Genomic DNA, 26,541 nt, shown 5'->3' on the forward strand with positions numbered 1-26,541 from the left:
AAGACCTGTCGAGCCCGAGGTGTAAATGACATACGAAAGGTTCGTTGGCTCTACGAGATTAAGCAGGTTTTCTTCGCTTTGCTCTGCGATAGTCTCCCAATCACGATCTAGACAAATCACTTGTGCTGTCTGTTCAGGCAGCATGGATAGCAGGCTTCCTTGGGTCAACAGGATCGCCGCTTGCGAATCTTCCAGCGTATAGCCGATTCTCTCTTGTGGATACGCGGGATCAATCGGCACATACGCGCCACCAGCTTTAAGAATGCCCATCATGGCAACGATCATTTCGGTCGTACGTTCCATGAGAACAGCCACCAAGACCTCTGGACCGATTCCTTGAGAACGCAGATAGTGAGCCAGCTGGTTTGCTCGGCGGTTCAGCTCCGCGTACGTCAGTCTGTCTTCTCCGACGATTAAAGCCTCCGCATCCGGTGTTGCGACGACTTGTGCTTCAAATAGCTGGTGCATCACCGCGTCACGAGCATATTCCGTTTCGGTTGCGTTCCATTCCACTAACAGTTTGTGGCGTTCCTCGTCTGTGAAGAATGAAATAGCAGAGAGATGGTCCGTAGGCTGAGCCATTATGGACTCAAATACTTTGATCAATTGAGCCAATACTTTATCCATGGTGATCTGATCGAATCGATTTGTTTCATAAATCAGCTTGAGCAATAGTTCTTCGCCAGGCGCAGCCACCAATGTCAATGGATAGTTCGTCTGCTCAACTGCTTTGATTGCGTTTAGTGACATGTCTGTATTCGCATTTGTTTTTGCACCAGACATGTAGTTCTCGAAAACGAGTATGCTGTCAAACAACGCCTGTCCAAGCGGCACTTCACTCCAGCTTTGAATGTCTACGAGCGGTGTGAACTCGTACTGACGTATTGCACTCTGTTCCTGTTGGATGTTCTGCAGCCAGTCGATCACCGTCACTTGTTCCGAGAAAAGCACGCGAACAGGGAGTGTGTTGATAAACAGACCCACCATGGAGTCCACTCCACGCAAATCTGTAGGACGTCCCAGGTTGGTTGTCCCAAATACTACTTCAGACTCACCTGCGTAACGACTTAAAATCAACGCCCACGCCCCTTGGACCAGCGTATTCATCGTCAGTTGATGCCTACGGGCAAAAGCTTGCAGACTCGCAGTTGTTTCCTTCGATAAAAGTATCATTTGATCTGCGTACTCTTTTTGTTGCACAGCCCTTCCACCCGGTTTCCCCATGCTAAGAGGAGTTGGTGTACGGAAGCCACGCAGATGTTTTCGCCAATACTGCTCTGATGCCTCAAGACTCTGCTGCTTTAACCAGGCAATATAAGTGGAAAACGGAGGAGCGACAGGCAGTTCTGCTTTGGTACCATCAACAGATGCTTGATAATAGGCCAACCAATCGTTTAGGACGATCGGTGTACTCCAACCATCCAACAACATATGGTGAAAGCTCCAAACGAGCTGACTGGTTTTTGAATCGAGACGAATTAACGACAAACGCATCAATGGCGGGTGAGCGAGATCAAAGCCTCGCTTGCGATCTTGTTCGAGATACGTTTGTAAGTTCGCTTCTTGCTTTTCTTTCGGTAAGTGACTCCAGTCCAGATGTTCAATATGTGCTGTTACTTTTGTATGAACAACCTGATGCGGTTTATCTAATCCGCTCCATAAGAAGGAGGTTCGGAGGATGGCATGACGCTCGACAACTTTTTGCCATGCTTCTGAAAACTTCGCCACATTCAAGTGATCCAAATTCACGACCAGTTGAACGACGTAGTCCCCGCCTGCTTGCTCATAAAGAGAGTGGAACAGCATCCCCTCTTGTAACGGGGTGAGTGTGTAAATGTTCTCGATCAGACGATTGTTTCCGATAAACTTGTCGAGGCTGGTTTGATTCAACTCCGCTAACGCGAAATCGGAAGGTGTATAGCCACCTGCCTCTTCAGAGCGACAATGGGCAACAATCGCTTGCAATGATTGCACATAGTCACGAGCGAGCTCTTCAATCGTTTGTTGTTCGTACATATCGCCACTGTACGTCCAGGTCATTTCTAACTGATCTCCCGCCACCATGCTCTGGAAATCAAGTGTATGGATTCGGGCTTCATCCCTGCTCAAATTGGATGCTGAAAAGTTCGGAATGATCTGGAACAAGGAAGAATCAGCCGTTTGGTCCTGATCAAATTGTCCTAAATAATTGAAGCTAATCTCAGGTTGCCGATAAGCTTGCAGGGTATTTATCGTTTGTTGATCTTTGCTTAAATAACGATGAATGCCGTAGCCAATCCCTTTGTCAGGAATCGACCGCAATTGTTCTTTGACTGATTTTATCAGGGAACCCCAAGGCGTCTGTGGCTCCATTTCCAGCAAGACCGGGTACATGCTTGTGAACCAGCCTACTGTTCGGGAAATGTCCACGCCATCGATGATCTCTTCACGCCCGTGTCCCTCAACGGAAACATAAAGTGTCTGTTGCCCCGTCCAGTTGTTATAGGCTCGGATCAAAGCACTGAGTAACACATCGTTAATCTGAGTACGGTAAGCAGCTGGTACCTCCTGCAACAAGGCACGTGTCTCGTCCACGCCCAGCTTTACCTTTACTTGAACGGCCAGACCTTCTGTGTTCTTTCCATTCGGATGGTCAACAGGCAGGTTTACTACATGACTTGTATCCAGAGTCACCCAGTATTCGTCGACTACGCTTTGCTCTGCGTACTGTGTCAACTGTTCTGACCATCGTTTAAAAGAAGACGTCTTCTGAGGCAAATTCAGCTGTTGCAACTCGATCAATTGTTGATAGGCCGTTTGCAAGTCTTCCAGAATAATTCGCCAGGAAACCCCATCGACAGCGAGATGATGAATCGCAATGAACAGACGCTGTTTGTCCCCGCATTGGAAGTAAGCAGCACGAAGCAATGGTCCTTTTTCGATATCCAGACTTTCTTGTAGCTCGTCTGCAATGGCTTGCATTTGTTCCTCTATTTCTGTTTCACGTACAGCCGTCGTCAAATCTACTACCTGAAATACATCCTCATCCGAAACGACATCAAGATATTGCTCCCATTTCCCGTTGACGTTCCGAAAGCGCAGGCGCAAGGCATCATGGTGTGCAAGAATCGCCGCAAAAGCTTTTGCTAACAAACTCGCATCCATTTCTTCACGCACAGCAAGCATGACAGATTGATTCCAGTGGTTGACATGGCAAATTTCCTGTTCAAAGAACCACGTCTGAATGGGTGTCAGAGGCAATTCGCCTGTAACAACCCCCTGCTCCCTATACACTTGTGGTGCATCCTCAAGAACTACTACACTTGCAGCCAATTCTGCCAATGTTTGAGAGTCAAACAAGTGCTTTGGTGTAAATCGGATACCCGCCTGATTGGCACGCGCGACAATCTGAATCGTCAATATCGAGTCGCCGCCCAGTTCGAAAAAGTTATCGTGAATCCCGATTGACTCTACACCTAGAACTCCTTGCCAGATTTCGGCGAGCTTGTATTCTATTTCCGTTTGTGGGGCAACATAGCCATCTTCCCATTGGGCTCGCACGGTATCGGGTAACGGCAAAGCACGGCGGTCTACCTTTCCGTTAGGAGTGAGAGGCAGAGCATCCATCCGTATGATGACAGAAGGCACCATGTAGTCTGGAAGTCTATCTTTCAAAGACTGACGCAATTCATTCGTCTGTACCTCTTCTCCCTCATCAAGCACGGCATAAGCCACCAGTCGTTTGACACCAGGCGTCAAATCCTCCCTGACGATCACTACTGCTTCCGAAACAGCTGCATGTGCATACAAAGCCGACTCTATTTCCCTTAGCTCAACCCTGAATCCGCGAATGCTTACTTGATCATCAGCTCGTCCAATAAACTCCAAACTTCCATCTGCCAAATATCGAACCAAGTCGCCAGTGCGGTACATCCGCGCCCCTTCATCTGTAGAGAACGGATTCGGTACAAAACTGGCTTCCGTCAGGTCAGGTCGATTCAGATAGCCGCGAGCCAAGCTTTTCCCCGCGATGTAAAGCTCCCCGACAACTCCTACAGGCACAGGCTTTCTGCTTGCGTCGAGTACATAGACAGATACGTTGTCAATGGGACGTCCAATGGAAGGTGCCGCTTCTCGTTCTCCCTGCACAGGCACGATGCCAGCAGTAGCCACGACGGTATTTTCTGTTGGGCCATACTGGTTTACCAGCGTAAACGGTAGATCAGCAGACGGGTACTGGTGCAAAGTATCTCCACCCGTCAACATGTAGCGCAATGCTGATCCGGCTGGCCAATTCACCGTAAGCAAACTCTCTGCCAAGGGTGTTGGTAAAAAGCTTATCGTGATACCAGATTCGACTATCCAATCACGCAGTTTTTCCGGTACGAGACGAATCTCTTCCTGCGGCAGGCAAATCGTAGCACCCGCCGTCAAATACGGCCAAATCTCCCATACCGAAGCATCAAAAGCTGTACCAGCTATTTGCGATGCACGGTCAGCAGCGTTTACGTTGTACGCTCGCTGATGCCAATGGATTAGATTCAAGAGTGATCGGTGCTCGATCTCGACTCCCTTTGGCGTTCCTGTTGAACCTGACGTATAGATAACATAGGCGAGCTGTTCAGCTTTCGTCGTAACCGCCGGTGCAACCGAATTCATCGTAGCCATTCCATCCCAATCTCGATCCAAGCAAAGGAACGTTGCAGCGCCTGCTGGTAACGCACTTACCAAACGCTCTTGGGTTAAGACCAAAGACATCTGAGCGTTCTTGATCATAAAAGCGAGTCGTTCTTGCGGGTAAGCAGGATCCATCGGCACATAAGCGGCACCTGCTTTGAGAATGGCGAGTTGTCCGATCAACATCTCGATGGAACGCTCCACGCAAATTCCTACCAAGTCTTCCGAGCCAATCCCTTGTTTTAACAAGAAATGAGCGAGCTGATTGGCCTTCGCATCCAGCTCTGCATAGGTGATTGCACCTTGCTCACCTGAAACTGCAAGCTGATCAGGCAACTTTTGTGCGATCTCGGCAACAAGTTCGTGCACACAAAGATCGCGGGAATAATCAACCTCAGTATCATTCCAACCGACGAGCAGCTGATCTCGCTCCCCATCCCCTAACAGTTCAACTTCTGTTATTTTCAGCGCTGGATTGGTCGCAACAGCTTGCAAAAGATTGCGGAAATGCTCTGCCATGCGCACAATCGTCGTCCGATCAAATAGATCTGTACTGTATTCAAACACACCCTTGAGTCCGTCATCCTCGTCTTCAATCATGGTGAGTGTCAAATCAAATTTGGTCGTCTTGTTGAGATTGACTTCATTAGGTGTAATGGAGATCGTCGCACCTTTACGTACACCCGTTGACATTCCCTGTACGGAGAAAAGTACCTGAAAAAGCGGTGAGTAGCTGAGACTGCGCTCAATTTGTAATTCATCGACCAATTTTTCAAAAGGAATATCCTGATTGGCAAAAGCATCAAATGCCGTCTCACGAACACGTCGCAACAGTTCAACGAATGTAGGATCGTTCGACAGGTCCGTTCGAAGAACCAGCATGTTGACAAAGAATCCGATCAGGTTTTCTATTTCCTGACGATTACGTCCCGCAACAGGTGTTCCGATCAGAATATCTGTGGTATGCGTATAACGGTACATGAAGTGCTTGAATGCCGCTAAGAGCGTCATGAACAGCGTCGCGCCTTCTTGTCTTCCTAGCTCGCGTAGCTTTTGCCCTACTTCACTCGGCACGTAGAATGAATAATTGTCACCGCGATAGCTTTGCACGACTGTCCGTGGACGATCGGTCGGCAGGGGCAAAAGTGGTTCACTCTGTCCCAGCTTCTTTTTCCAATAACTGAGCTGCTGCTCCCATACATTGCCTTGCCAATTCTCTCGTTGCCAGACTGCGTAATCCCGATATTGAATGGGTAAATCGGCAAGCGGTACTTCTGCTTCTTTGACGAATGCTTCATAGATGGTACTTAGCTCGTTCACCAATACATCCATGGACCAACCGTCTGAGATGATGTGATGCATATTTATCCAGAGAACGGACTCTTGTTCCTCCAGTAGGATCAACGCTGCCCGCATCAACGGCCATTGATCCAGCTGGAATGGCGTCGCGCCATCCTCTTCCACCATACTCATCCAGATCGTGTCTTTTTCCTCTGCTGGCAAGTCGCGTAGGTCAGTGACAGGAAGTGGAAAATGTACCTGTGTATGAATCACTTGGACCGCTCGTCCTTCTATGTCTTTCACCGTTGTTCGAAGTGATTCATGTCGGTTGATCATTTCATTCAAAGCACGTTCCATTACATTCGTATCGACTGCTCCACGCAGACGGAATCCGACCGGAATGTTGTACATGGCGCTATTCGGGATCAGTTGATCAAGGAACCATAGACGTTGTTGGGCGAAAGACAGTGGTAACTCTTGAGTACTGTCCAAGGAAAGCGGTTTGATCGGACTTTGCTTTATCGGCTCAGCACCTTGGCGAGTGATTTGAATTCGTTCAGCCAATTCTGCTACTGTCTGATAGGTAAAAATCTCACGCATCTGAAGCTGGGTCTGAAATACCTTGGATGTACGGGACAGCAATTGTGTCGCTAAAAGCGAATGCCCGCCCAATTCGAAAAAATTATCGTGAATCCCGACTCGTGATACACCAAGGACCTCCTCCCAAATTCGGGCGAGCAATTCCTCAATCGGATTGCGCGGCGCACTGTACGCGTTGCCTGTTTGCACATCGCCATCTGGAAGCGGCAAGGCTTTGCGATCAATTTTGCCGCTCGAGGTCAGAGGGAACTCTTCCATTTGAATGAAATGAGACGGAACCATGTAATCTGGCAGCGTTTGGCGAAGCAGTGTACGTAATGAGGCAACAGTCCACATCTGATCGGCGATAATATAGGCGCATAGATACGCTTGATGATTATGATCTGTTTGTGCCACTACCACTGCATCGCGAATCGATTCTTCTTCGATCAACCGGCTACGAATTTCGTCCAACTCGATCCGGAAGCCACGAATTTTTACTTGATGGTCAATTCGTCCGAGGTATTCAATATTTCCATCCTTGCGATAACGAGCCAGGTCGCCTGTCCGGTACATGCGTTTGCCTGCTTCAAACGGGTGGGGAACAAACTTTTCGTTCGTTAACTCTTCATTGTTTAGATAACCCCTCGCCAATCCAGCTCCGGCAATGCATAATTCACCAGGAACCCCGATTGGCTGTAACTGCCCATGTTGATTGACGATATGCATTTGGTAGTTGGCCAAAGGCTTTCCAATAGGCACAGGATTTTCTATCAAGTCTGCAGTGAGTGAGTAGCAGGAAGCATAAATGGTAGCTTCTGTCGGACCATAGATGTTCTCCACTTTCACTTCTGGCAATACTTGATATACTCTTGACGCAAGATCATTCGGCATGGCTTCCCCGGCAGCCATGATGTATCGCAGTCGGTTTGCCTCTTTTCGCCCCTCGAGATACTCGACAAAAAGAATGAGCATAGATGGAACAAAATTGACGTGAGTTACGTCATAATAAACGATGGATTCCCAAATTTTGTCAGCTTCTTTCTCTGCGCCAGGTTCGAGAATCACCAGTCTGCCGTTACCGAGAATCCAACCGAAGATTTCTGCGACGGATACGTCGAAGGTATAAGTCGTTTTTAACAAATACGCATCTTTTTCTTGAAGCGGATATTGCTCTTGCAGTGCGAAGATTTGGTTCAAGAGACTCGCATGCTCGATCATGACGCCTTTCGGTTTGCCTGTTGAACCCGATGTATAGATGACGTATGCAAGATTACTCGCTTGGGCTACATTTGCAAGATTGCCCGGTGCTCCCTGATAAAGCTCATCCGCCTCTAGATCAAAGATCCGGTCAGCGAAATCAATTGTCTCTAAAAAACGTTTTTTTGTAAGAAGCAGCATACTGCCGCTGTCCTGTAAAATGTATTCAATGCGGTCCTTCGGATGAGCCGGGTCGATTGGTAAATAGGCGCCGCCTGCTTTAAAAATCGCAAGAATAGCAATGATCATCTCCGCCGAACGTTCTGTGAGCAAGCTGACAATGCTTTCCGGCCCGACCCCTTTTGCACGTAAAAATGTAGCAAGTTGATTTGCTTTTTCGTTTAGCTCACGGTACGTAAGCTTTTGCTCTCCCATGACCAGCGCAATGTGGTGTGGTTGTTTCTCTGCGCGCTCTTCAAAAATCTGGTGAATCAGATAATCAACAGGATAATGGCGATATGTATCATTAAAAGTATGGAGCTGAAGGTGCTTCTCTTCGGAATTGATTATTTCTAGATTTTTTAGAAGGATATCTGGTGTATTTGTCACTTGCGTCATGATAGTAATGAGTTGTTGATTGAGGTGTTGGAGTTGATCCTCCGTAAATACGGATGCATTGTATAAATACGTAACTGTGAGGGTATCATCTGCGGTGACCATTATGTTTAGGTCGTAGTTGGTTTGTTCAAAGGCATGCAGCTTTGTGAGAGTGAATTCTTGGTTATATTGATTCAGACGGGTCAAAAGCTCTGCGCCCATCGGGTAGTTTTGGAACAGAATAATATGATCGATCAGTTGTTGATTTTTTTGAATGTCCGCGAGAGAAAGATAATGATATTTTTCCAGCGAGCTTGACTCTTCTTGTACTTGTTTCACCAGATCAGAAAACGTTTGATTGTCTCTCATTTGAACACGGATCGGTACGGTATTGATGAAAAGTCCAACCATCTGCTCGACGTTTGGGATATCGATTGGACGGCCAGAGACAACCGATCCGAATACAACATCATCGATATTGCTTTGGCGCTGCAACATGAGACCCCAAATTGTACGAAAGAGGTTGTTTACCGTTACTTGCAATTGTCTTGCGATATGATTCAACTCGGTCGTCAACGACTGACCAATCGTGAAGACCAGCTCTGCTTGATTGTATTTGATTCCGGTACCCTGCTTTTGAATAAATGTGGTCGGCTCATAGTCACTTAAATACCGTGACCAGTTGTCTTTTGCTTCTTCTGCATCCTGTTCCCCTAACCAGCTTATGTACTTACTGTACGGATAAACTTGGCCGAGATTTACTGGTTGTTCGGCTTTTACTTGTTGATAGATTTGGAAAAAGTCATGTAACACAATCGGAATGCACCAGCCGTCTAGCAAAATGTGATGGTGACTCCAGATCAGGGTATATGCGTCAGAAGAGGTTTGGATAAGAGTCAGGCGAATGAGCACATCTTTTGCCAAATCAAAGTTTTTCTGACGTTCCTTTTTAGTATAATCCTCCAAAAAGATGGCTTGCTCGTCTTCAGAGAGGTGTGTGATATCTATCACCTGAACGTTTGTCTTTCTTTCCTTGAGTACAATTTGTCGTGGCTTCTGAACCTTCTCAAGGATAAAGACAGTTCGGAGAATATCGTGTCGCGCTATCAGCGCGTTTAAGCTTTGTTCGAGAATAGCTGGATCGATGAATCCTCTAATGGTAAAGCGCAATTGTTCAAAATAGGACTCTGTTCCTTCGTCCAGGAGGGAATGAAATAACATTCCCTCTTGCATGGGAGATAACGGATATATATTGGCGATCTTTTTACTTGACACGTCTACTCTCCTCCTGAGGTACATTTACTTACAAATCGCCTATCAAGTCCATAATGTCATCGAGTTCTTCCAGAGAGAGCTTCTTGTCCACGAAATCACTCGGTGTTAACTCAGAATCTTTCTTTTCTATACAATGAAAAATAATAGCGTTCAAATGAAATTGATAGATTCCCATGAGCTTGTCTATCGTCGTTTTGTGATACTCATGGCGATTGTAATTCAAATAGATAACCAGCTCTCCGCCGATAATCTTGGCATAGATATCGAGCGGGTGCATGCGCTCGGCATGAGGCCCTAGTATTCTACCCTCTGGTAGATCCGATAATGTAAAAAGCTCATTGTCCAGATCGGCATCGTACTGTCCCAGATAATTGAACACAACCTCGGGTTGGCGTGTGAAATGGATGTCTCGCTTGTGCTCGATCTCTGTGAGATGCTTTAGGATGGCATACCCGATTCCTTTATTAGGAATGGCACGCATCGTTTCTTTGACCAGCTTGATCTGCTCCCCCAATTGGCCCGATTTGGCTACAGGCAGCACGACAGGGAAAAGGGAAGTGAACCAACCTACCGTACGGGAGACATTCAAGCCTTTGACAATCTCTTCACGTCCATGTCCTTCCAAAAAGACCTTTACATCGTTTGCCCCTGTCCATTCCTGCATTGCCATTCCCAAGGCAGTCAACAAGATCTCTTGCGTTTCCGTTTGGTAGGCGTGATTTGTATGGCGCAGTAATTGTTCCGTTTGCATTTTGGAGAAACGAACCGATGCTGTTATCGTCTCCATTTCGGTCTGATAAATGGTCTCCTGATCCTTTGGTAAGGGAGGGGACGGAATGGATTCGACTTTTTTCCAATAAGCTAGTTCATTGACAAGCTTCTTGCTATTGGCAAAGGTTTTCAGCTCTTTTGCCCATTTTTGATAAGAATGTGTTTTTTCCGGTATAGCAATTGGATTACCTGAGGCTACTTGCTGATAGGCGATTCGGAAGTCTTCCAGAAGGATTCGCCAGGACACACCGTCAACAGCCAGATGGTGAATCGCGAAAAACAGATGGTCACCTACTCTTGTCTTGAAGAGCGCTACTTGAACCAGAGGTCCCTCTTGTAAATTCATACTGGCTTGCAGACGGTTTGCTTCTTCTTCCACTTTGTTTCGAACATTCAGCTCTTCTGTAAAATCAAACACTTGGAATACGAACAGATTACCATCGTCGCCCCGATTGAATTGGACAAATCCCTCATCCGATTCGGTAAAGCTCATGCGCAGGGCATCATGATGAAGGACTAGCGCATGGAGAGACTCCATCAGTAGCTCGCTATGAAAACCCTCTCGGCTGAAAACCATCATTGCTTGATTCCAGTGCTGTCTGCTTGATGAAATCCGTTCAAAGAAGTAGTGCTGGATCGGCGTAAGTAAGACAGGCCCTGTTACCAGTCCCTGATCGATATTGATACTCTCGGAAATGATAAACGGTGCCATTTGTTCGATCGTTGGATATTTAAACAAATGATTGACTGCCATCATGAGATTCATCCGTTGCAGACGAGACGCGATCTGCAAACCCTTGATTGAATCCCCACCAAGCTCGAAAAAGCTGTCTTGAATCCCTACTCTCTCGATGCCAAGTACTTCTCCCCAAATTTCGGCAAGAACCTTTTCTATTTCTGAGCGCGGTGCTACATATTCCACTTCGCTTCTTACACTTCCATCCGGTTCGGGCAGGGCCTTGCGATCTAGCTTGCCATTGGATGTAAGGGGAAACTCCTTCATAAGCACGAAGTGGGCAGGTATCATATATTCTGGCAAATCACGGCGAAGCAAGTCGCGCAATTGACTGACTGTCCATTCCTTCGCGGAAAGCAGATAGGCGCATAAGTATGCCTGATTGTTCTGGTCCACTCGGGCCATAACCACCGCATCATCAATGGACTCTTCTTGAATCAGTTTGCTTCGAATTTCATCCAACTCGATGCGGTATCCACGAATTTTTACCTGATGGTCCATCCGTCCGAGATACTCGATGTTGCCATCCTCACGATAGCGTGCCAGGTCACCTGTGCGATAGATACGCTTTCCGGCCTCTAATGGATGGGCAACAAACTTTTCCGCGGTCAGCTCTTCGTTATTCAAATATCCTCTCGCCAAGCTTATTCCAGCGATACAGAGTTCGCCCGGAACGCCTATTGGCTGCAACTGTCCGTACTGATTGACGATGTACATTCGATAGTTGGGCAGTGGCTTTCCGATGGGGACAGGACTCTCCAGTGAGTCTTTTGCGAGCGAATAACGGGACGTATATATCGTCGCTTCTGTTGGCCCGTAGATGTTTTCCAATTTCACCTCCGGCAGTACTTCATACACCTTTGGCACGAGATCATCCGGCATCGCTTCCCCGCAAGCAAGGATGTACCGCAATCGGTTGGCTTCGTTTCGCCCCTCCAGATATTCGACGAACGGAATCAACATGGATGGCACGAAATTGATGTGGGTGACCCCGTCTTTGACTACGGCCTGCCATATTTCTTTGGGATTCTTTTCTGCTTCTGGCTCGAGAATCACCAATCTTCCATTCCCAGGAACCCACCCGAAAATTTCGGCTACAGAGATATCAAAAATGTAGGTCGTCTTCAGCAGGATTGCATCTTCACACGTAAGCGGATATTCATCCTGCATGGCATGGAGTACATTGAGCAGCCCCCCATGTTCAATCATCACGCCTTTTGGCTTCCCGGTTGAGCCCGATGTGTACATGACATACACGAGGTCATCCGGCATGTTAACCAATGGTAGATTGCTTGTATCTGGGGAAAAGCTACTCTCGCTATTCAAATCCATAACATCCGCTGTAAAGCTTGCTTTTTCAACGAAACGGGACTGTGCTACCACTAGCTTGGCGCCGCTGTCTGTGAAAATGTAGGAAATTCGGTCAGACGGACTGTTCGGATCGATCGGCAGATAGGCTCCACCTGCTTTTAACACGGCGAAAATGGCCACTATCATCTCGAAGGATCGTTCCGCTATAAGCATCATTAGATCGTCTGGTTGCACCCCTTTAGTTCGGAGGGTATGTGCCAGTTGGTTTGCTCGTTCGTTCAGCTCTCGATACGTCATGCACTGTTCGCCGAGTACCAATGCGATCTTGTCCGGTGTAGAAGTCGCCCATTCTTCTAACAACTGCATGATCAATTTGCTGGAGTATGTTTTGGATGTATCGTTTACCCCTAGTAACAAATCGAGGCGTTGCTCTTGGGGCATTAGTTCAAACGTTTTAACTTGCTCCTCCAAGCCGTGAACAGCTTGCAAAAGGAGATGTTCAAACTGCGCAATCATGCGGTTGATCATGCTTTCATCAAACAACCGTGTGTTGTATTCAAAAACAATATGCAGCTCATTCTCCCGCTCCACTGCTTCTAGTGTCAGGTCGAACTTGCTAATCCTGTTATTGATATGACGCATGTGATTTTCCAACCCTGTCTCCGATGCGCTTTGCATCATGAACATCACATCAAACAGGGGATGGCGATTCCCGTCGCGTTTTGCGCCAGAGCCTTCGAGAATTTTATCAAAGGGAACGTACTGGTTTTGCAAAGCAGATAAAAGCTCTTGCTTAACCTGTTGCAGGTTATATAAAAAGCTTTCTTCATGCTCAACCGAGAGTAGAAGTGGCAAGGTATTCACGAACATCCCAAGTATCTCTCGGGTATCCGGATGCTGTCTTCCATCTGTTACGGTACCTAGTATGACTTGCTTGCTGTCGTTATTCATTTTGGATAGCCAGACAGATACGATGGTGAGCATCAGCATATAGAGGGTTCCATCGTGTTTGGTTGCTGTGGTCTTGAGCTTTCTCGTGAGTTCTTTGGTTGCGCGATACGTGATCGTAGCCCCATCAAATGTCAGTTGCGGTGGACGTTTTCGTGTAGGAAGCTGGACAACAGGAAGCTCGCCCTCTAGAAGAGTTTTCCAGTAAGCAGCTTGCTGTTTGTATTCCTCGCTTGAATGCCAGTCATTTTGCCAGTGCGCAAACGACTTGTAGGTACTCTGTAAAGGGAGAAGCTGCTGTCGTTCGAGTAAAGTCTGTAATTCCCGTAACAAAATCGACTTGGATAAGCCATCCATGAGGATGTGATGGGAGTCGAGCCAGAGAACCTGTTTGTCAGGAGTTTCAATGATTCCAGCCCGGAGCAATGGCGCTTTTGCCAAATCAAATGGCTTGATGTGCTCTGCTAGTAGGCTGTGTAGTACCTCTTCTGCACCCGTTTGACGGACAAATGATAGTTCGGCGAACGTGACAATTCGTTTTACGATTTCGTCATCATGCATGTGATACGTGCTTCGTAATCCTTCGTGACGCATCACCAGCTCCTGCAAGGCCATCTGGATATGCTCCACATCTACGGAATGGGGAAAGTCAACCGTGAATGTCACGTTGTATGCAATCGACTCTACATCCTGCTGCTGAATGAAGTACATGCGTTTCTCCACCGCGGATGTCTCGTATTCCTGTTGTACGCCCAGCTCCTGCAATGGTTGTAGGTTCGTCTGCTCTTGCTCTGTGAACAAACGTTTCAATTGGCGAATCGTTGGATGCTTAAAAAGCTGGTCATATCTCAAATCGAATCCGATATTCTTGAACTGGGAAATGAGTTGCATGGCCTTGATCGAGTCCCCACCGCATTCAAGAAAATGGTCGTCGATTCCCACCTGCAAAACTCCTAGCACGCTGCTCCACACTTGAGCCAATTGTTGTTCAAGCTCATCAGTTGGCCCGACATAAATTTCCCTCAGCAGCTCCTCATCTCCCTGTACATCTGGCAGCGCCCGCTTATCTACCTTTCCATTCGTGGTGAGTGGTAGAGTCTCCATGTGAACAAAGTGCGTCGGGATCATGTAATCAGGAAGATCATTTCCGAGCCATTCCCTCAGCTCGTGAAAAGGGATTTCATCAGGAGCAACATAATAGCTAACTAAGAATTTGCGGCCATCCTCCCGTTCTTTGGCGATAACGGTTGCCATTTCGACCTTTGGATGATTCATGAGGAAAGGCTCAATTTCTCCTGGCTCGATTCGATATCCGCGAATTTTTACTAAATTGTCGAGGCGGCCCAAAAACTCGATGTTCCCGTCAGGCAACCAGCGTGCTCTATCTCCCGTACGGTACATGCGCTCACCTGTCTGCGGATGAGTGATGTATTTTTCAGCGGTCAAATCTGGTCGGTTCACGTATCCTCGTCCCAACGCTTCACCGAGGATAAATACCTCGCCCGCTACCCCAATCGGCTGCAATGCCAGCTTTTCGTCCAAAATGAGGATGTAAGTATGAGCGATAGGCTTGCCAATCGGAATACTCTGGTATTGCTTGTCCACCTCAAAAGTAGTAGCAACAATCGTGCACTCTGTCGGCCCATACAAGTTGTAAAGCTTGTAAGCACCGCGCCGTTCAACCCTTTTTAGTACATCCCCGCCTGTGAGCATCACTCGAAAAGAACGATTATCCATCTGCATGAACTGTTCTGCTGCTCCTGTCGGAAAAAAGCTGATCGTAATACCTTCTTGGTTACAATAATCATTCAAGGCAATCAGATCATACTTCAGTGCAGTTGGCACGATGTGTAACAAAGCGCCCGTGAGCAGATAGGGAAAAATATCTAAGGCAGATCCGTCAAATGCAAAACTGGAATAGACAAGGGCTTTGTCTTCAGAGCTCACCTCGAAGTACTGGCGATGCCATTCACAAAAGTTTACCAAGTTGCGATGCTCGATCATGACGCCTTTCGCCAAGCCTGTCGATCCCGATGTATACATGACATAGACGAGATCTGTTGATCGATTGACATGTGGTAGATTCTCTCTACTGTCGCTGAAGCTACCAGGGTCACACACATCGATCACTTCTACTTCGCAGATGCTTTTCGCCTTCTCTATAAGCGGAGTCTGTGTCAATAAAACGGGTGCACCACTGTCGTTTAACATATAAGCAATTCGTTCATCCGGATAATCCAGATCGATTGGGAGATATGCTGCTCCAGCCTTTAGAACGGCGAGAATACTCACCAACATATCCAGTGATCTGTCCATCATGAGCGCCACAAGATCGTCGGGCTTAATTCCTTTGGCACAAAGGTTATGGGCTAGCTGATTGGCTCGCTCATTAAGCTGTTTGTATGTCAGGGACTGGTCTTGATAGAGAACTGCTAGACTGTCCGGTGACACTTCGACTTGTCGTTCAAACAACTGATGATAGGTTTTATCGCTCTGCTTCTCCACTTGTGTTCGTTCCCCACAAAAACGCTTTAAGGCCAGCAGTTCTTTTACGGTGGTCATATTCAGGTTTTTGTAGAAATCCCTGTCTTTTTTGTAGTGAATCGTTCCACCAGATGGTTGCGGAATTGGTGTGATCCGCCCACTGACGATGTTCTCCCACTCTCGGATGAACAGTTCTTCAATCACCTGATTCGCTTTGTTGTAACAATCGATCAGTGTATCTTCTTCATCAAAAGAAATCTCTTCCTGAACAAGAATATTGCCTGTATCGATGTTCTCGTCTATGAGGTGGAGCGTAACCCCTTTTGGTGTCTCATCCCAAATACTCCAGAAAACAGGGTCTCTCCCCTTGTTCCAGGGCAAGAGGGATGTATGTAGATTGAGAATGCGCCCTTTGAAATGGGAAACGATTTCCTTACCCAGAATATAGCCGTACGCGTAACTGACAACGTAATCGACTTCTTCCAAATATTCGGTTTGTTGGTCCCATTTTTTCGTGCACACGATGACTTCGTGGTTTCTTGATTCCAAGTACTGGACAATCCTGTTTTCTTTGCTCATGAATGTTGTTAGGAATAGTATTCTCAAAAAAACATCACCAGCATTTCTCATAATTTCGTTGACAAAAAGTTGACTTCGATTGAAAATCATCCTAGATGGAAGTTGTGCCACTTTTTTACTTTTTGTTACATGATTTTACATATAACTCAAAAATATGGTTTTCTGCAAGTAGTTGTATGTAAATTTTTTTATTTTTTTGTGCCCAACAATTAGAGGAAAGAACGCAAAAAGGCGCTACTCTGCTAGTTTTGAGCGATGAAAGGAGGTAAGTTTACCACTGGTAAAAACTGACATTTTCTGACAACTCCCGTTTTCAACGCTACTCTTCGGTCAACATGACATTTCACTCTGAAATGAAATTGCCTCTGTGTCTCCATTTCCAGTTGTTTCTGACGATTTTTGTATTACATGCATCACTTTTACAGTCTTTTAATATTCCGAATTGGATAAAAAGGTTACGATATGAGTACTGCACACGCAATTGGAGTCACAGAGAAATCTTAGGAAAGGGGATTTTTTTATGGAGCCTGCAATCGTCATTAAGGATCTCAAAAAATCATTTGGAGACAAAAAAGTTCTCGATGGCATTTCCCTCTCGATTCCCAAAGGTACAATTTTTGGTCTACTTGGACCTAATGGAGCTGGAAAAACAACCTCCCTTCGAATCCTGTCCTGCCTTATTGAGCCTACGTCAGGAGAAGTCACCATTCTCGGTCACCAAATCAGCAAAAATAAAGAAGAGATTCGCAAAAAAATTGGTTGCGTAACAGAATCTCCCGGGGTGTATGACAAGCTTTCTCTGTTGGACAACCTGGAATTCTTCGCCTCCTGCTACCAGATGCCCAAAGCGAAGCGGGCTTCACGCATCGAATATTTGCTGCGCCAGTTCGATTTGTGGGACAGAAGAAACGATCCTGCTGGCAGATTGTCAAAAGGAATGAAACAAAAACTTTCGATTGTTTGCGCGATTTTACACGATCCAGAGGTGCTTTTCTTAGACGAGGTCACAGCCAATCTCGACCCTGTCAGCACTCGGAAGCTGAAAGACCTGATTCGCGAGTGGGCTGCGTCTGGAAAGACGATCATCTTTTGCTCACATATCCTGGCAGAAATTGATGAGTTATGTCATGAATTCGCCATCATTAAGGGTCAAGTAATTCGTTTAACGACCCCACAGAAGTTCCGCGAAGAGTGGACCACCTACAATGTGCTTCTTGACGTAGGAGCGGATACGCATAAGTCAGAACAGATTATTAAAGCCGCCGAGGAAGTGGAGACGTATAAGCGCACCGAAGACCAGTTCCACCTGAGGGTAGCCAATCCGAAGGACTCGAACCCACAGCTAATCAAAAAGCTGGTCGCAGCGGATATTACGGTCAATTACATAGCACCCATCTCCGTGTCACTGGAGGACTCCTATCTCAGCTTGTTGAACCAAGAAAAGGAGGCGATCTAGGATGCCGGGATTTGTTATTATCCGGGAATGGAAGGAGCTTTTCGCAGCACGCTCCGTATTGATTACGAATCTTGCTGCACCATTCGTTATATTGGTTGTCGCTCTGATCACCACAGTATTTGCCCAAAACGGTAAGATGGAGTTCATCCTTAACCTGATGAAATTGACCAATCCCCTCCTTAACATGGCAGGTGAAGATGGTCATATTGCCATTGCCCGCTTCTATTTCCTCTTGTTCCTGATCGTACCGGCGATGATCCCCTTAACATTTGCCACGACGAGCATCATCATGGAAAAAATGACAGGAACATTGGAAAGCGTACTGGTCACCCCAATTTCCACCAAGGAGTTTTTGCTGGGTAAGGTCCTAGCTTACTCCTTGCCTTCCATCGCTTTGACCTGGGTGGTCCAGCTAATCTTTCTAGGGTTCATCTTTGCAACCTTTGACAATGCCAGCGAGTATTTTTCCATCGTATTTATTCTCGCGATGCTCCTGCTGGTTCCATTTATTTCGATCATCAGTGTATCCATGAGCGTCATTGTTTCCTCCAAGGTTGACAACGTCGCAGCAGCCCAACAATTTGGTGCCATACTGGTGCTGCCAATCATCGGACTTGCTGTCAGTCAGGTCATCTTCCTTTCCATGATGAGCAATCCGGTAATCTATCTGGGAATGGTTACGCTTTGTGCGGTGGTTGCCCTGATCTTGTTCCAGACAAGTATTAAAGTGTTTGATCGCGAGCATATCATCAGCAAGTGGAAATAACCGAAAGTATGAAAAATAACCACCTTATGAAATCGTTGTTGTTACACGATTCCATAAGGTGGTTTTACTATTGTGGTATTGTTTTTAGCTAATAATCGCTTTAAGGGTTTGGGTCATCGTGTGCCAGTCTTCTTCTTGCATGATCGTATCTAGAGGTCTCTTTAATTCTATGAGTACATCCTCTACATAATGCTCACGTCTCATCCCCACGAGGACGCTGTGTACCTCTGGAGTGGCGCGCATCGTTCTAATCGCTGCTTGGCTGAGGTTATCTGTTGTCATCAAATGCGGCTTCACCCTCGTCAGCTCTTTCGAGATATCCAGTGAACGCTGATAGTCTTTGGGGGCGTAGTAGCTCTTCAAAGCTTCAGCTGTCTCCATGAGAGCTGCCTTGTAGGTATCCAGCCATTGCTGTGTCTGGTCGTCCAAGCCATCATGTTTTTTAATCGTATTACGAATATCTTCAATGACCGGCTCAAACAAGAAGTTTCTCACATTTTGCACATTTGTGGCAGAGTATAGCTTTTTCCAGTATTTGCGGAGTGTAGCACCAGATGATATTTTTTTCTTCAGCTCTTTCACATCTTCTTTCTCCATTTTCAGTAATGGCAAGACGCGATAGACGATCTGATCCTCTACATCATCTACACGATTCAGACAATCCTTGATTCGACGAGTAGCTTCTTTTTCATCAATGACCGAGCTCAGATCTAGTTGGATGTTCGTCAGGCGGAAGATTTTATCCTTCGCTGTCACATCTAACGTCCGGTTGGTCATGACACCAAGTCCCTTTTCCTTGGCAAATAACAAGGCACTCTTGCCTTGCGCATGACTTTTTTCCAGTATGGCACCAGATTCGTACATGTTCATTGGAAACTGGATGACGCGAAAATGGTGATTTGGTGTAATCTTTTCTGCAATGTCCCAAAGGGTATCTAGCGCAACAAAATCAAATTCCTTGACATTGCTGCCAAACGAATTGGCACTGACACCATAGCATTGAATCCGACCTGATTCGACTTCTTTCTCCAGATGTCGAAAAGCCTTCTCCATTCGCTCTAATAATTCATCATACGCTTCCTGTTGCTTGATCTTTTTCATTTTGGCCCATAGCAAATACCACTCTGGATTGTGCAGCATGTAGCAATCAATCGTGTCCACCTGCAAGCGCTGCAGGCTACGTGTCAGCTGGTCTTGAAGGTACTCTGGGTGGATACATATCGACATTCCTTCGTGTACCGTCGTGAAGTCTTGATACGGTTTTCCTTCCGCTGTCCTCTTCGTCGTCTCCTCGGAATCTTCGCCTTGGACGATACCGGCCTTAGACACGATTACAAGCTCTTCCCGCTTTATTTTTTCTTCACTGATCAGCTGCTTCAGCACATGACCGATGACTTTCTCCGCGCTACCATTTGTATACATACTACTTGTGTCAATCAAGTTAATTCCTTCGAGCAGCGCTTTGCGGAGTGCCTGCTGGTACTGCTCATCCTGTTCATCAATCCGGTACGTTCCGAATCCAACCTGACTGATCCACACATCGAAGCTGCCAAATTGCTTATAGAAAAGATGGGGATTGGCCTGTGCTAGGCGCTGTGTCCCCTCTCGCGTTGCTTTTCCTGTCATCATCCAATCCCCCTATACCCGGCAAGATAATTTTGAAGAGTTGACCCGACAATAGAAATGACTTGGTCCTGTTGAGAATGGATGAAAAAATGGTCGCCTTCCAGTATGTGCGTTTGAAAAGAAGCGTTGGTATGTTCTCTCCAGGCTTCGAGATGTGTTACGGAAAAATCCGGGTCCTGCCAACCGCCAATGGCCGTCACTCCGAACTCCAGCGGCTCCCCGTCTTGATAGCGATATGTCTCGCATATCGAGAAATCGGCCCGAAGCGTAGGGAGAAGCATATTCAGAATCTCCTTGTCCTCAAAAATTTCCTTTGGCGTGCCATTCATTGTTCGAACGCCCTCCAGAAACTCTTGATCTGGGAGATGATGAATGGCTTCACCCGGATCTGGCAGATGCGGGGCATGGTATCCGGATGCAAACAAGTGTTGCGGCTTGAGGTTGTAATGTTTGCGTAAATATCTGGCCAGCTCAAAGCTAACCAGCGTTCCCATGCTATGTCCAAAAAACGCAAACGGTCGATTTAGATACGGAAGAAGCGCTTCTGCCAAATCACGAATCATTACAGACAAATCCGTGTAGCAAGGCTCTAAGAAGCGATTACTTCTGCCGGGAAGCTGCACAGGACAAACGCCAATTTGAACGGGCAGCTTTTTTTGCCAATCCCGATAAATACCAGCGTGACCACCAGCATAGTGAAAGCAAAATAATAGCACTTCTGCCTCTGCTGTCATTTTTGCAGAGAGTAGCCATCGGTTCTGGGAAACGTTCATCTTTTGCATAGGTATCCTCCTCGTTATTCCTTAGGGAACAATGCGAATTTTTGCCTGATCTTTTAATTGGGATTGTCCCTTGATCACTACCTTGTCTCCTGGTTTCACTCCGGAACCGATAAGCGTCTTCTCCGTTCCTTTTGAAGCAATCGAGATTTCCTTCTCAGCTACTCTCTCGCCATTCACAACGTAGGCTACTGATTTCCCATTTCGCTCAAGGATGGCATCTGTCGGTATGAGAATCCCTGCTTGTCCGTGGCTTGAAGAGACTTCTGCCTTCATTCCGGGAAGTAGTGTACCTTTTGGATTTGGCACTTCTATTTCCACTGGGAAAAGCTTAGATTGGTCAGCAGCCTTTAGTCCCACGTAGGTAATGCTGCCGTTGACCTTGATATTTTGAGAGGGAACCTGCAAATTTAGTTGTGTTCCTTTTTTGAAGCTAGCCAACGATTTTTCGGACACATTCACCTTCACAATCATCGGGTCAAGGTTAATGACTGTTGCAACAGGCTTTTGCGGATTGATCGTATCGCCTTCTTGGACTTGGATATCGGTGACAATGCCGTCAATTGTTGATTTGATCAGCGTGTTTTCCAACGCATTCCTGAAAATGTCCACTTCAACCTGTCCCTGTTGCACACTTGCTTGCGTGACTCGTCCATTTTTATCGGCTGTATTCACTTGCGACCTGGCATTAATTAAAGCAGTTTGCGCCTGATCCAGCTGGCTTTGATACTGGTTTTTTGCTTGCAGATACGCGTTTTCTGCATTCTCAAGCTCACCTTTGGACAAAGCTTTCTCTTCAAACAGCTTTTTCGAGCGGTTGTAATTTGCCTGCGCCAGCGTCAAGCCTTGTTCCATCGTTCGCTTGACACTCGCAAAGGTTTGCTCCGCTTGCTTCAGTTGGCTATTTGCCAATTCGCCAGACGTCCCCATTTTGTTGGAATGCTCTAGATTTGCCTTGGCGACTGCTAATGCCGCCTCCGCTTGGCGCAGTTTCAATTGCGCTTCAGTTTGATCCAGCTTTCCGATGACTTGTCCTTTTTTTACGGTGTCCCCTTTTTTCACCAGGATTTGTGAGACGGTTCCGGTAGTTTTGCCGTAAATACTCACATCCGTGTTAGCGAATACCTCCGCCAGCAATCTGCCGGAGTCTTTGAGTTCTCCTTCTATGACTTCCTCTACTTGAACATCAACGGAATTCTCCACTTTAATGGTTTCAACCTCAGTACTCGACTGGCTTTCGTTTGATGTTCTTCCTTCTTTCGAATTGGTATTGTCTACGGATTGTGAACTGCATCCCGAGATGATGGTCAAGCCTAAAAGACATGCCACGCCTGAGCTGATTAGCTTCGTCTTCTTCATTGTTCGTAAACTCCTCCCTCTGCCTTACCCAGACTTTTTCATATCGCGTAAACTTCTCAGCACGGAAATAAACATATCCTCACTTGGCTCGATCTCCGCTTCTTTGGTATCAGGGGCAAAAAACTCTTTTTTGATCCGATACAGTAATTCATACCCGATAGGAACCACGAATAAGGTCAGGATCGTCGAAGTAACGAGTCCGCCAATGACCACAATCGCCAAGCTTTTGGTCATCAAGGCTCCTTCAGAAAAGCCGAGGTAAAGTGGCAAGAGTGCGCTGACTGTCGCAACAGCCGTCATAATAATGGGGCGTACGCGGGTAACGCCAGCTTCAACAACTGCCTCACGCATAGAAGTCCCTTCCAGTCTTCGCTGCTGAATATTGTCCACATACACGATTGCATTCGTAACAACGATTCCGACTAGCATCAAAAAGCCGATAAGTGCCGTTATATCGAGAACGGTATCCGAAACGAACAGGCCAAATAATCCGCCAATCACAGCAAGTGGCAAGGACAATAGAATCGCGAGCGGAGCTGTAGCATTGCCAAACGTGATGAGCATGACGATGTAGACGATAAAAATCGCGGCACCAATGGCTAAAAGCATATCTTTAAAGCTTTTTTCCATGTCGCTTGAGACGCCTTCAGATGACAGTGTAACTCCGGCGGGCAATTTTTCCGCTTGCAACATCGCAAACAGGAAATTACTCGCTCCTCCTTTGTTGTCACTCGTGATATCTGCTGTAATTTGTACGAATTGTTTTTCGTCCTTGCGCATGATTTGGGATTGAACTTTTTCTTGATCAATCTCAGCAAAGTCCACCAAACGTACCTGTTGCTTGCTTGGCGTTTGAATGTAAATATTGTTCAGTTCCTCTAACGATTTCGCATGGTTTTCACCGAGACCAAAGAAGAGACTATAGTCTTTGTCGTCGACTTTGATCTTACCAATTCGGGTATCCGAGACCAGAAGGTTGACCTCTTGAGCCACCTGTACAGGGGAAACTCCCAGTTCCGAAGCTTTGTCTCTATCAACTTTGATGACAACTTCATTTTTGAAATCGTTCAGATTGTCCTTCACGTTGGTCAACAGGGGACTTACTTTCAAGTTTGATTTGACAATTTCGCTTGCCTCTTTCAAGCGAACCAGATCTGGTCCATACAGGATCACCTTGAACTTGTTGGTATCGCTGCTACCAGGTTTCGTCAAGGCCATCTCAGATCCTAGTGGAATCATCGGTTTGACGATTCCCTCAAATTTCTTGATGGTTTGGTCGAGATTCACATCTTGCCCTATTTTGATTAGCAAGAGGGCTTGGTTCGATTGGCGTATTTCCGCTTCATTTTCAGAGCCAAGATTGATTTCTATGTACTCTACTTCAGGCTGCTCCATCAATTTACTTTCAACCTGAGCAACCGTTTGATCGAGTCCATCTAGTTGTGTACCTTTTGGCATCGTTACTTGTGCGAATATGTACTTCGCTTCCGGATCAGGAAACAATCCGTATTTCATGTATGGGAGAAGCGCTAGACTTGCAACAAATAGAACGAGTGACAGAAATCCGACAGCGGGCTTGCGGTTGAGTGACCATTGAAGTAACTTCCTGTACGTGTCAGACCCTTTCCCTTGTTCATGTTCCTTGATATTGTGGTCTTTTAAGATCATTAGCTTGGCTAACAGTGGAACAATCGTCACGGCTACTAATAGTGAGGCAAACAGCGAGCATACAACCGTTAGAGCAAATGGGCGGAATACTTCTCCGATCATCCCTCCAACAAACACAATAGGTAAAAATACGGCGGTTGTCGTAAAAGTCGATGAGGTAATGGCATGTAGCATTTCGTGGGTGGCAATTTGAATCAAGTTTTCCTTGCGTTCTTTGTTCAATTGCAAATGGCGGAAAATATTCTCGATGACGACGATACTGTCATCCACAACTCGTCCTACAGCCACTGCCATCCCAAATAGTGTGATCATATTGAGAGTAATCCCCATCCAGGACATGAAGATCAGACTTACTAGGATGGAGGTTGGGATAGAGACGAGGACGATGAGGGTTGCTTTTACATGACGCAAAAAGAACAAAATGACTACAGAAGCCATAATAGCTCCAAGCAAGCCTTCTTTGAGCATGCCGTTAATCGAATTCTTGATATCGACAGAAGTGTCATAAATCGTGGTAAAGGTTAAGTCCGGGTACTCTTCTTTCAAACGGGATAATTTTGCATTAATGGCATCGCCGGTTTCTACCGCATTGGCGTCACGTGTTTTGTAAATATTGATGTTAATTCCATTCTTGCCGTTATAGCGGCTGATCGAATTAACGACTTCATCAAAATTGACTTCAGCGATATCGCCAAGCCTGACGTAGGTAAGCCCATTTGTGGGGTCACTTGGGAGGAAAATCTTCGTGTTTCGAATATCATCCACATTGAGGTAACGGCTTACCACGCGAATGATGCGCTCTTCCCCATCCTCGGTGATCGAACCGATTGGCAGGGCTACGTGATTGTCAAGTAAAAGCTGTTTCAGCTGCAATGGAGAGATTCCGTAGTAGTTTAGCGCATCTACCTTTGGCAGGATTTTCATTTCTTTGAATTGCCCGCCTATTGTTGATACTTTATCAACACTTTCAATACCTTCTAACTCTTTGAGCACTGTTTCTTTTACGTCGTTGTCAAAATGATCGAGTCCACTCTCCTTATCCTGTCCTGTCACAAACAGATAATAGACGGGTTGATTGCTGAAGCCCTGAATCATTACTTGCGGTCTGTTTACTTTGCTGGGAAGCGCAATACTGGAGATTTTTCTTTCCAGCTCGTCCCTGACAGCTTGTACATCTGAACCCGTCTCCAAGTAGACCTGTAGCGTGGAACTATTGTTGCTTGAGTATGACTCCACTGCCTTAACGCCTGTTACATGCCCAACTTCACGTTCCAATGGCTTCGTTACATCATCGAGAACATCTTCTGGAGATGCATCCGGATAAGTAGTATTGACTAGAAGCACGGGGAAAGTGATATCCGGCATGTTCTCTACCTTGAGAGACATGGCAGCAATGATTCCACTGACTACGATAAGCAGGCTCATAATAATAATAGCTGTGGAGTTTCTGAGAGAAAAATTCGTTAGAAAGCGCAAGGCATGCCCCCCTCATTCCTAATAAATTCCATTCTCTATATTACCCCTCATTTTTTCCGTATTCAATAAATTTCCATAAAAATTAAAATTTGTTTTCTGTTTCGCTCTTTTACCAAACAGAAAGAAGACCAAAAACCATCTTCCGACGGGGTTTTTGATCTACTTTCTTGAATAACGTCTCCAAATGTAAAGAAATTGTATGTTTTCTACCCTCACAAAATCGTGTGGGAAGCGGTCTTATTTGATGAAACCATGAAGGATGATATCCCCTATCGCGTGCGCAATCATTGCATACTCCAGACCGCGCTTCCAGTAGAGGTAACCGAATAAGATTCCTGCCACCCCGTTAAGGGCAAGTGTGCGAATGAACAACAGCGGGGTAATCTCACCAAAATAGACATTTGCCGCAGGGAGATGACCAAGCCCAAATATAAGGGCCGCCCCAATGATCCCTGTCCAGTACATCCAGGGCTTAGGAGAAGAGTTACGTCCGAATAGCTTGCTACAAATCCACACGATCATGGTCATCATGAACAAGCGAACCATGACTTCTTCGTATACGCCGCCTTGAATGGATGTCAGAATCCCTGCCCAAACCGATACTTCTACGTTTTGGGCTTTTTCTGCCAAGATTGGCAGTAATGGTTGGAAAACCGCGAATTCCAGTAAGAGGAGAAGACCTGTTGCTGCAAATCCAAAGATGACTGCTTGAATGATTCCCTTTTTGTTAAAGGACTCTCCGCCCGTTTTATATAACCACTTCCGAAGGACAGGGGCATCCATCCCCACCTTCGTTGCGAAAGTCAATCCAATCCATGAAAACAGAAACGCCATGATGGTTCCCTGCAAGACAAAAATTGTCATTGCCACCGGCAGCGGGATAGGTACCATGGCTAATGCATCCCCGCCAATTGCCAGCAAATAAGGAATAGCTGCGATAAAACCGATAGCGCTCACCAACGATAATAGAAATGCTATTTTCAAGTTTTTCATT

8 protein-coding genes and 1 pseudogene are annotated in these 26,541 nt (G+C 46.3%); 2 read left to right on the forward strand and 7 right to left on the reverse strand.

The features are described from left to right. Together lgrB and lgrA are read right to left on the reverse strand one after the other, a co-directional pair. Nucleotides 1-9,612, reverse strand: a pseudogene (gene lgrB, locus HP401_RS00005) (linear gramicidin non-ribosomal peptide synthetase LgrB); the annotation flags it as partial. 4 nt (nt 9,613-9,616) lie between these two features. Further along, the gene (gene lgrA / locus HP401_RS00010) at nt 9,617-16,444 is read right to left on the reverse strand and encodes a linear gramicidin non-ribosomal peptide synthetase LgrA (RefSeq protein WP_173603592.1); all 6,828 of its coding nucleotides are present in this window, start codon (nt 16,442-16,444) and stop codon (nt 9,617-9,619) included. Between the two features lie 493 nt (nt 16,445-16,937). Between lgrA and HP401_RS00015 the strand changes: the two genes are divergently transcribed. Both HP401_RS00015 and HP401_RS00020 read left to right on the forward strand, forming a co-directional pair. After that, a complete protein-coding gene (locus HP401_RS00015; protein ID WP_015891187.1) occupies nt 16,938-17,873 on the forward strand; it encodes an ABC transporter ATP-binding protein in 936 nt (311 codons plus the stop codon). A gap of 1 nt (nt 17,874) precedes the next feature. Further along, nucleotides 17,875-18,639: an ABC transporter permease gene (locus HP401_RS00020; protein ID WP_015891186.1), complete on the forward strand. Its 765-nt coding sequence runs from the start codon at nt 17,875-17,877 to the stop codon at nt 18,637-18,639. 84 nt (nt 18,640-18,723) lie between these two features. Here the strand turns inward: HP401_RS00020 and HP401_RS00025 are convergent, their stop codons facing one another. The 5 genes from HP401_RS00025 to HP401_RS00045 form a co-directional block, all read right to left on the reverse strand. Beyond that, nucleotides 18,724-20,268, reverse strand: coding sequence for an aldo/keto reductase (locus HP401_RS00025; protein WP_142495885.1), 1,545 nt, complete (start codon nt 20,266-20,268; stop codon nt 18,724-18,726). After that, nucleotides 20,265-21,047, reverse strand: coding sequence for a linear gramicidin aldoreductase LgrE (gene lgrE / locus HP401_RS00030; protein ID WP_173603593.1), 783 nt, complete (start codon nt 21,045-21,047; stop codon nt 20,265-20,267). Before lgrE ends, HP401_RS00025 begins: the two co-directional genes overlap by 4 nt. A gap of 21 nt (nt 21,048-21,068) precedes the next feature. Then, the gene (locus HP401_RS00035) at nt 21,069-22,403 is read right to left on the reverse strand and encodes an efflux RND transporter periplasmic adaptor subunit (RefSeq protein ID WP_173603594.1); all 1,335 of its coding nucleotides are present in this window, start codon (nt 22,401-22,403) and stop codon (nt 21,069-21,071) included. 24 nt (nt 22,404-22,427) lie between these two features. Continuing rightward, nucleotides 22,428-25,547 (reverse strand): efflux RND transporter permease subunit, encoded by a 3,120-nt coding sequence (locus HP401_RS00040; RefSeq protein ID WP_173603595.1) that lies wholly within the window; start codon nt 25,545-25,547, stop codon nt 22,428-22,430. Nucleotides 25,548-25,784: 237 nt separating this feature from the next. Further along, nucleotides 25,785-26,540, reverse strand: a complete 756-nt coding sequence (locus HP401_RS00045; protein ID WP_015891181.1) for a CPBP family intramembrane glutamic endopeptidase — start codon at nt 26,538-26,540, stop codon at nt 25,785-25,787. Between the last annotated feature and the right edge of the window lies 1 nt (nt 26,541).

This window comes from Brevibacillus sp. HB2.2 (genome assembly GCF_013284275.1).
Classification (GTDB): Bacteria; Bacillota; Bacilli; order Brevibacillales; family Brevibacillaceae; genus Brevibacillus; species Brevibacillus brevis_D.

What these genes read in the sequence shown, in the direction of transcription:
- HP401_RS00015 (WP_015891187.1), top strand. Translation starts at nt 16,938, where the DNA reads ATGGAGCCTGCAATCGTCATTAAGGATCTCAAAAAATCATTTGGAGAC.
- HP401_RS00020 (WP_015891186.1), top strand. Translation starts at nt 17,875, where the DNA reads ATGCCGGGATTTGTTATTATCCGGGAATGGAAGGAGCTTTTCGCAGCA.
- HP401_RS00025 (WP_142495885.1), bottom strand. Translation starts at nt 20,268, where the DNA reads ATGATGACAGGAAAAGCAACGCGAGAGGGGACACAGCGCCTAGCACAG.
- lgrE (WP_173603593.1), bottom strand. Translation starts at nt 21,047, where the DNA reads ATGCAAAAGATGAACGTTTCCCAGAACCGATGGCTACTCTCTGCAAAA.
- HP401_RS00035 (WP_173603594.1), bottom strand. Translation starts at nt 22,403, where the DNA reads ATGAAGAAGACGAAGCTAATCAGCTCAGGCGTGGCATGTCTTTTAGGC.
- HP401_RS00045 (WP_015891181.1), bottom strand. Translation starts at nt 26,540, where the DNA reads ATGAAAAACTTGAAAATAGCATTTCTATTATCGTTGGTGAGCGCTATC.